We start from the raw sequence: 7,877 nt of genomic DNA, 5'->3' as shown, positions 1-7,877 counted from the left end.
TTTTAGTTGTTCTACCCAGTCTTTGATAAAATAAGTACTGCTTAATGTCCCGATCAATTTAATCGCATAGATTTCGTTTTGTCCCTTTTTTCCTGCCAACTGGTCAGTCAGGTAACGGTAAAGCCGCTCTTTGTCGAGCTGAATGGAATAGCCTTGTTTTTCAGCTTGTAATAATGCTTCCACCACATGAAGACTGATCCACATTTCTTCCGGACTGTTCTGCCACCATCCCCAGGTTCCTTCTGCACGCCGGCTGTTCATCAGCTTCTTCAGGATCTCCCTGACCTGCTTATCTTGCTTAAAGTCCTGACCCAGTTGTTTACGAACGGTTTTCTCCAGCAGCAGCCCCTTGAGTTTTGAAGCCAGCTGTTCATTGCATAAATACTCATACCTGCTCAGTTTGCCGATCTCATCCAGCAAAACCGGGAAGACAGATGCTTCTGCATGCAGGGTCACCTTCCCCAGAGATGCATCAAAGTCATAGCTAACGGTGGTATCCCTAATGAAAGCATCGAAATAGCCTTTTGTTTCCGTAACTCCTGTTTGGAGCAGGGGAATTTTTCGCAGTTCCCCGTCAAAGTAGCCGTTGTCCTGAAGCATACTGTATTCAAAGGAAAGACTATCAGATTTGCCGGCATCTGACGTAGCTTTGTCCGCTGCCACAATGCTTATGGTGTCCAGATGGGCATTTTTGAAGGAGACTATCGAATTCTTTACTTCCTTCCCGTTGTAGATGAATTTGCGTGCAGCACTTTCTGAGTTATTGGTATAATTCATGAGTTTACCGATGACACGGATCTCATCGCCGGACAGGGCAAACTGCGGAGACACGAAATTGGCACTCAATGACTTGAACGATTTGATGAGGGTGTTGCTCCTCCCGCTTTGCCTGCGGCCGTTCATGGCGACGAGGTTTGCGGACCAGCTGGTAATGTCGTCAGGAAATTTAACCGTAAATGAGGCCCTGCCATCCAAATCCGTAAAAAGTCTCGGCTGCCATATGGCATAATCAGAAAAGTTTTTACGCATGCTGTTTTCGCTGGCGCCTATGCTTCCCTCAGGATTCAATTGTGTATTGCCTTTTAGCGTTTTTATCAGTATCACCCCATTTTTTCCCATCGAGCCGTAAAGTGCAGCGGCTTCAGCATCCTTCAATACTCTGATCTCAGCGATGCTCGTTTGGTCCAGGGATTCCATCGCTCCGGAAAAAGGTAATCCGTCTATGATCACCAGGGGTTTGCCGCTTAGGGGAGTGCCGGCCCCTGTAGTACTTATAGTACTTAGCCCCCTGATGTTTACAGAGCCCCGCAAACCCGGTGCGCCGGTGTTGTTCTGAATGTTGAGCCCGGCTACTTTGCCCTGCAACAGCTGTTCGACATTGGATACTGGCACATCTCCTGCTAAATACCCGGAGACGGAGCGCACGTCTTTTTCCCTGGCACGTTTCTTATACTCTCTGAGGATGGTTTCTCCAGCGGAAGGTTCCCGTCTGGTCATCAGCAGACCGGGCTTGTAGTTGAGTACATTCATTGTTTTCACATCATACCCTGCCACTGAAAACACCAGGGTACTTCTTGCCGGCACAGTGAGGCTGTAAGTCCCTGACTTGTCTGTTCTGGTACTGATGCGCTTGTATCCTTTCAGGTTTACGGTTACCCCACCCAGCGGCAATAAGCTTTTCTCGTCCCTTACTACACCGCTGATCTTTTGCTTCAAAGCAGACCTGTTGAAAAATCTCGCATTTAAGATCTCGAGGATTTCATCCCTGGCGCCGTCAGCGTCTCCGATAAGATATCTTCCGCCTGCAGACTTGATCCACCTGTCAATTTCCACACTCATGCTGTCCGGCTCATTGAGCCCAGGGTCTTTCATATGGTAATAGTTGGTGCCGTTTCGCCGGACTATGGCGTCGTGTTTAATGAAGTAACTGTTGTTTTTGAAGAGGTACATGATGCTGTAGGTCCCTTCGGCTACCCTGGGACGGAGGCCTGCGGAACCCGGAAAGACATATACCAGGTCCGGCTGATCACTTCTGTAGATCAGCATATTCTTGACCGGAACTGCCTTTTCGGCTTTGCTGAAGGTTACAGAGGAAGTGATTGCACCGCCTGGTCCTGCAAATGAAAGCAGGTTATTGAACAAAGTTGTGGTCATACTTCTTCTGTCCAGATGATCGGTCCAGATGCTGTCGATCGCTGCCCTGGTCAGCGGGATGTCCCTGTAGTCCTGTGCCCGTAAAGGATTATTCCTGCCCAGGCGGATATCGAAACCATATTTCTCGGGAAAGGATTTCTGCCTGATCAGGTTAGGCAAAAAGGTATAGGTATAGCCGGGCTCCTTTACAAAAGCGTGGTGCACATGGGGTGTGGTCAGATACAGTATATTTTCCTTGTAGGGTCCTATCAGCAGGCTTTGCTTGTTATTGTAATCAGCCGGCGGGCTTAGCAAAGTCTCCGATTTTTCAGCAAGCAGTATGGCCTTTTGTCCCTGAAAGCTATTCTCTATACGGATCATGTAGTTGCTTACCTGATCTGCTTCCTCCGCCGACAAGCTGGGTTGCGCAGTGGATACTTTAGCCTTTTTGTTCAGCAGATCTGCAGCGACGCTGATGACCGTCTTTTTTCCCTTTAAAAAATTCTGGTCTGCGATAGTAACCTGGTGATTTGCACTGCGCAGGGTAATTTGGTGCATGCCTGGATCTACCCTGAAAGCATAACGCTGCAACTGGTCGGCCTGACTGAAATAGACCGGAATATCATCGATGTAAACGATATGTATGGGTTCAATTGCTCCGTCCTTCATTAAAAAAGGTGCGATCAGGGCCATAGAATCCCTGCAGTCCTCATCTATACGGTACAGGTCTTTGGTCTGTGTAAACTTGTAATATTCGATGGTGTCGAGTCCGAGTTTCCTGCCCCATTTTTCCCAGTTCAGCCTCAGCTCACCCGAGGCTTCCGTTAAAATATTACGGTCATTTACGAAGGCTTTTAACTTTCTGCCGATGAACCTATTTCCAAAAACAGGCAGATAAACCTCCGGGCCTCCGGAAAATTTAGAAGTAGCGGCAAAGGCAGTGACATCTGTAGCGGATACCGGCTTGTCGTTGATATCGGTTACTTTCACTGCTATGTTTACGGTCTGTCCCGGATAAACCACTTCAGGGCCTTCCATCGATACTTTCAGGTTGTTGTCATTGTAATACGCGCTCACTTCTTCGGTCTGCATCATCCCGGCCCATACGTATTTTAGTTCGATATGCGCTGTTCTGGACACCGTATGTTTCATTACAGTATCCAGCTTGCGGGTATATCCGCGCTTTAGTATTTCATCACCGGAAAATATGCTGTACCAGAAAGCGGTTTTGTTTTTGTTTTCTACCATTATGTGTAAAGAATCCTTTCCCTGTTCGGCATAAGGGATGATCCGCTGCTGTAGCTGTTGCATATACACCACATTGCTGAATCCGTCTTCTGTTTGGACACGATAATTTTGGACCATGGGATTAATCGGTATCGATGCAGGCAGCCTGAGCTTTATCGAATCCTTCACCTCATATTCGTCTGCATATACGGTAAAAACTGTGGCCGTCTGCGTGATGGAAATGTTGTTCTTCAGATAATCCAGTCTTAGGCTGTCTCCTTTTATTTCAGACTTAAGGCGCTGGTCAACATGCCTGAACTGTAATGATTTATAAGTGCTAAGGTTTTCGTTATTGCTGTTCAGGAAGTTAAAGTTCAGGTTGGCCTGCAGGTCTGCATTGGGAAAAATACTGTCTGGTAAAACCAGTTTTGTCTCGCCAACCGGATCCATGACCAGTGTGGTTTTCCATAAGGTATCTTTTACAAATACTTTATCCGCATAGTATCTGGACACATAACCGGTGGTTACGATCAGCACAGTTCTGCCATCGGGCACAGAAAGCCCGTTCTCGTCGGTGGCTTTCAGATATATTGTCGCCGGATTATTTCTGGAGGCTTCGTTCTTATCCATGCGGACAGAAAGACTCAGCTGCTTGAGTTCGTAATCTTCATACTTGAACTCCTGGCTGAAAGCCTTTACCCATTTCCCCCCGACTTTCTCTCTGAGTACAAGGGCATAGTTCCTGTCGAGTTCCAGTTTGAGGCTGTCCTGCAAGATAACCTGTGATTCGTAACCGCCTTCGCGATAGGGTTGCAGGGTGTCGAGAACAATGCCGTTCAATTCTATTCGCATTGATTTACCATTTATGGAATTCCCCTTACTTGTGATCAGATAAGCTTTGAATTTTACCGTATCCAGGGGTTTGTATTTGGGCTTGCTGAATACCAGATAACCCAGGTATCTGTTGCGCTCGCTTTGTTGTATTTCGTAATTGCGTTCAGGTTTGCGCTTAAACATTTTGCTCAGGAAAAAAGGTTTGGGTTCAGGCTTATAGACCTTATAATTATAGAAACTGCTGATTCCCTCATATTTCACTGTTACCTTTGCGGGTTTACGGATGAATTTTGTGGTATACAGCCGGGTCGAAGGATCATTGTTTACCTTTCTGTTCCCCACCCAAACATCCGCATTGCTGACAGGACTCCCTTTTAGGTCGGTGACGAGTCCCTGAAAGTCCTTGCCATTGCTGATCGGCCTGAAATGGACATTGGAAACCGGAAGCATTTCATATTCGAGTTTTCCATACTTAGCAGAGACCAGCAAGTAATTTCCAAATGGCAGCTTTTCCCGCCTGGCCTCCAGATTCTCTGATGTCGCAGAATCGATCAGCGTATGCATATAGCTGTCATCGATAAGGGGCAAAGCCAGGGTTTCTTTGTCTGTCAGCTTATAGATATAAGTATATTTACCGGAAGTAGCGCTGGCAGTTAGTTTTTTTTGGGCCTGAAGAAAACCGCCGCATGACAAAAATAAGCACAGAGAGAGTAAGAGTCGTTTCATACACTGGTTTATTGCATGATGCAATAATTACCAAATTACATAAAACTTTTTAACTATATCTTTTTATGATCCTCAATTTATGGGTATACCGGCCGAGTTCCGGATTGTATATTCCCTGGTTGTCAATGGGGTCTATATGTACTCTCCCTGATGAATGGATAATTTCTGTCGGACTGAGCATGATGCCCACATGGGTGATCCGGCCTTCGGCATTGTCAAAGAAGGCAACATCACCAGGCTGTACTTCCTGCAAAAAGTCAACTGTTGTTCCCTGTTCCGCCTGCTGCCAGGCATCACGTTTCAGGCTGAAACCATTGAGTTTAAAAACAGTCTGGACAAATCCGGAACAGTCAAGGCCGAAGAAATTACGCCCGCCCCAGAGATAGGAGACATTCTCAAAAAACAGGGCATCTTTGATGATATTTTCAGGATCTTCAGCAACTACATGGCGGGGTTCAAAAAGCACTTCATACTTTGCTTCACCCAGGTAACAAAATCCCTTATCGTACAAAGGCAGGATACTGGCCGGTGAAAGGTAATATTTGCCGCCGTCTGAATCGACAGCTATATTGACTGGTGCTGGCGGCACGAGGTACTGGTTATATTGACTGGCTGCAAATTGTTCCCTGGTCAGTCCGGCAAGTTGCCTGAAATCCATCCAGCCCTGGTAGTCATCATATCCGTTGCGGACCTGCCACCAGCGTTCTGTCTTTTGGAGAATTTCTACGTGATCGCCAAACAACAATTGTGAACTGATCTCGGCTTTGTCGGAAGGTTCGGCACGCAAAGGCGCAACTGCTACCCTGCATATTGCATAATGTTGTTCCATACTATAATTGAAGATATAAAATTAAACTTTTCATTGGTTAAATTGTTATATTAATGGTACAAACCTTAATCTAAAGACGATGAACCTCAAGAAAATTTTGATTGCCGTAGACAACAGCACCTGTTCTGAAAAGGCTGCCAGGGTGGGTTATGAAGTGGCAAGGACCTTTGGCGCAGAGGTAGCCCTTGTGAATATCATAGAACCGGTACCTGCCAATGTGAATCCGGACCTTACACTTGCACCCGTATTTTTAGAAGCCTATGACAATAGCGAAGAAAACAGTCACATGTTGTTGAAGGAAATAGAAAACAAATATGGCAATGGGATCACCACAACTTATCTGAGTGTGATAGACAGCGCCGCGCACGGGATCATCCAGCAATCAGACGAATATGGCTCTGACCTGATCGTTATCGGTACCTATGGAAGAACGGGACTCTATCATTTTCTAATGGGGAGTGTTGCAGAGCACGTAGCCCGCAAGTCGGCCTGCCCGGTGCTGATCGTGCCTAATAAATACGAAGAAAAAGACTGATCATTATTTTGATAAATAAAAAAGGGCGCTTATTTTCATAAGCGCCCTGTATATTTTGTATAATTCATCCTAATTTTCCTGATGAAGCCAGGCTTTTTTAGCCAGAAGCTCGTCTTCAGTTTCACGAACATCTTCATCATCTACGCAGCAATCAACAGGACATACTGCAGCACATTGTGGTTCATCATGAAAACCCTTACATTCAGTACACTTATCTGATACGATATAATATACCTCGTCAGACTTTGCTTCCTGGGCAGATTCAGCGTCGATCTGCTGATCACCAAAATCGATGATCCCGTTTAAATTCGTACCATCAGAAAATCTCCAGGCTGTGCCTGCATCATAAATTGCATTATTGGGGCATTCAGGCTCACATGCTCCGCAGTTAATACATTCGTCTGTTATTTTAATAGCCATGTCTTCGTCTAAGTCTATAGGTAAAGTTACCTTTGCAACGCAAATATAACACTTAAACTTTAATTTTGTTGAAATTTATGCCAATGCTTACTGCTGAAAAACTAATTATTGCATTTAAAAAACTTAGTGACTTTATCGCTAATCCGGATGAGAACTTCAAAAATCTGGTTTCTTCAGCACAAAACAGTAATAGTTGGTTTACTGTCGAAGAGGTCAAAAAAGCACTTCAGGCCCTGCAAACTATGCTGAATGCCGAAGATCTGGAAGCCTGGTTTAAGAACATCACCGTAACTGCCACACCCAAAAAAGTCGGGCTTATACTGGCCGGGAATATCCCTATGGTGGGTTTTCATGATGTGCTGTGTGTACTCGCTACCGGCAACATTGCACTGATCAAGCTTTCCTCATCTGATGACAAGCTGCTCCCTGCCCTGCTGGCTGAATTGATAAAAATTGAGCCTTTACTCGAAAAACAAATCATCTATACAGAACGCCTTAAAGATTTTGACGCCATCATTGCAACAGGCAGTAACAATACATCAAGATATTTTGATTATTATTTTGGGAAGGGTCCAAACATCATTCGCAAGAACAGAAACAGTGTAGCTGTGCTGACAGGAAATGAAACCGCAGATGAAATTGCCCTGCTCGGCCATGATGTATTTGACTATTTCGGTCTGGGCTGCAGGAACGTTTCCAAGCTATACATTCCGGAAGGGTATGACATTAAGAACTTTTTTGAGCCGGTAGAACCCTTCAAAGACATTGCCAACCATTTCAAGTACAACAACAATTACGATTACAATAAGTCCATTTACCTGGTCAACCTCGCTGAACATTTTGACAATGGTTTTCTATTGCTCAGGGAGGACAAGAGCTTGTCATCACCCTTGGCAGTTCTTTATTTTGAGCGATACAGCGGCCTTCATGAGGTGGAGGAAATTCTTGCCGCGCAGGCTGAAAATATCCAGTGTGTGGTGAGTACAGCTGAGTTGAAAGCGGGAGTGTCAGTTTTGGGTTTTGGACAAAGCCAGAACCCTAAGCTTTGGGACTATGCGGACAATGTGGATACGATTGGGTTTCTGAACAGCCTTTAGCCGCTCTCCCGCTGCGATAATTGTGCAATATTTTATTTGATGTCACATTTTACAGGTATATTGAACTGTAAAATTT

The 7,877-nt window shown here is 45.3% G+C and carries 5 protein-coding genes; 2 read left to right on the top strand and 3 right to left on the bottom strand.

The features are described from left to right. On the bottom strand, positions 1–4,920 hold a 4,920-nt coding region (locus VK541_RS00525; RefSeq protein WP_324365812.1), incomplete at its 3' end, for an alpha-2-macroglobulin family protein. Between the two features lie 49 nt (positions 4,921–4,969). Further along, complete coding sequence (locus tag VK541_RS00520; protein WP_324365810.1) at positions 4,970–5,749, bottom strand: C40 family peptidase; 780 nt, start codon at positions 5,747–5,749, stop codon at positions 4,970–4,972. 79 nt (positions 5,750–5,828) lie between these two features. On the opposite strand from VK541_RS00520, the gene VK541_RS00515 reads away from it, so the two are divergent. Next, positions 5,829–6,284 (top strand): universal stress protein, encoded by a 456-nt coding sequence (locus VK541_RS00515; protein WP_324365808.1) that lies wholly within the window; start codon positions 5,829–5,831, stop codon positions 6,282–6,284. Between the two features lie 69 nt (positions 6,285–6,353). Here the strand turns inward: VK541_RS00515 and VK541_RS00510 are convergent, their stop codons facing one another. Further along, on the bottom strand, positions 6,354–6,704 hold the full coding sequence (locus tag VK541_RS00510) for a 4Fe-4S dicluster domain-containing protein (RefSeq protein WP_324365806.1): 351 nt from the start codon (positions 6,702–6,704) through the stop codon (positions 6,354–6,356). A gap of 77 nt (positions 6,705–6,781) precedes the next feature. Between VK541_RS00510 and VK541_RS00505 the strand changes: the two genes are divergently transcribed. Continuing rightward, the gene (locus tag VK541_RS00505; protein ID WP_324365814.1) at positions 6,782–7,801 is read left to right on the top strand and encodes an acyl-CoA reductase; all 1,020 of its coding nucleotides are present in this window, start codon (positions 6,782–6,784) and stop codon (positions 7,799–7,801) included. Positions 7,802–7,877: the final 76 nt, after the last annotated feature.

The organism is Pedobacter sp., from assembly GCF_035317785.1.
GTDB lineage: Bacteria > Bacteroidota > Bacteroidia > Sphingobacteriales > Sphingobacteriaceae > Pedobacter.
The sequence above is the reverse complement of the archived record's forward strand: the minus strand, read 5'-3'. Positions and strand labels throughout refer to the sequence as shown.

What these genes read in the sequence shown, in the direction of transcription:
- VK541_RS00515 (WP_324365808.1), top strand. Translation starts at nt 5,829, where the DNA reads ATGAACCTCAAGAAAATTTTGATTGCCGTAGACAACAGCACCTGTTCT.
- VK541_RS00505 (WP_324365814.1), top strand. Translation starts at nt 6,782, where the DNA reads ATGCCAATGCTTACTGCTGAAAAACTAATTATTGCATTTAAAAAACTT.
- VK541_RS00520 (WP_324365810.1), bottom strand. Translation starts at nt 5,749, where the DNA reads ATGGAACAACATTATGCAATATGCAGGGTAGCAGTTGCGCCTTTGCGT.
- VK541_RS00510 (WP_324365806.1), bottom strand. Translation starts at nt 6,704, where the DNA reads ATGGCTATTAAAATAACAGACGAATGTATTAACTGCGGAGCATGTGAG.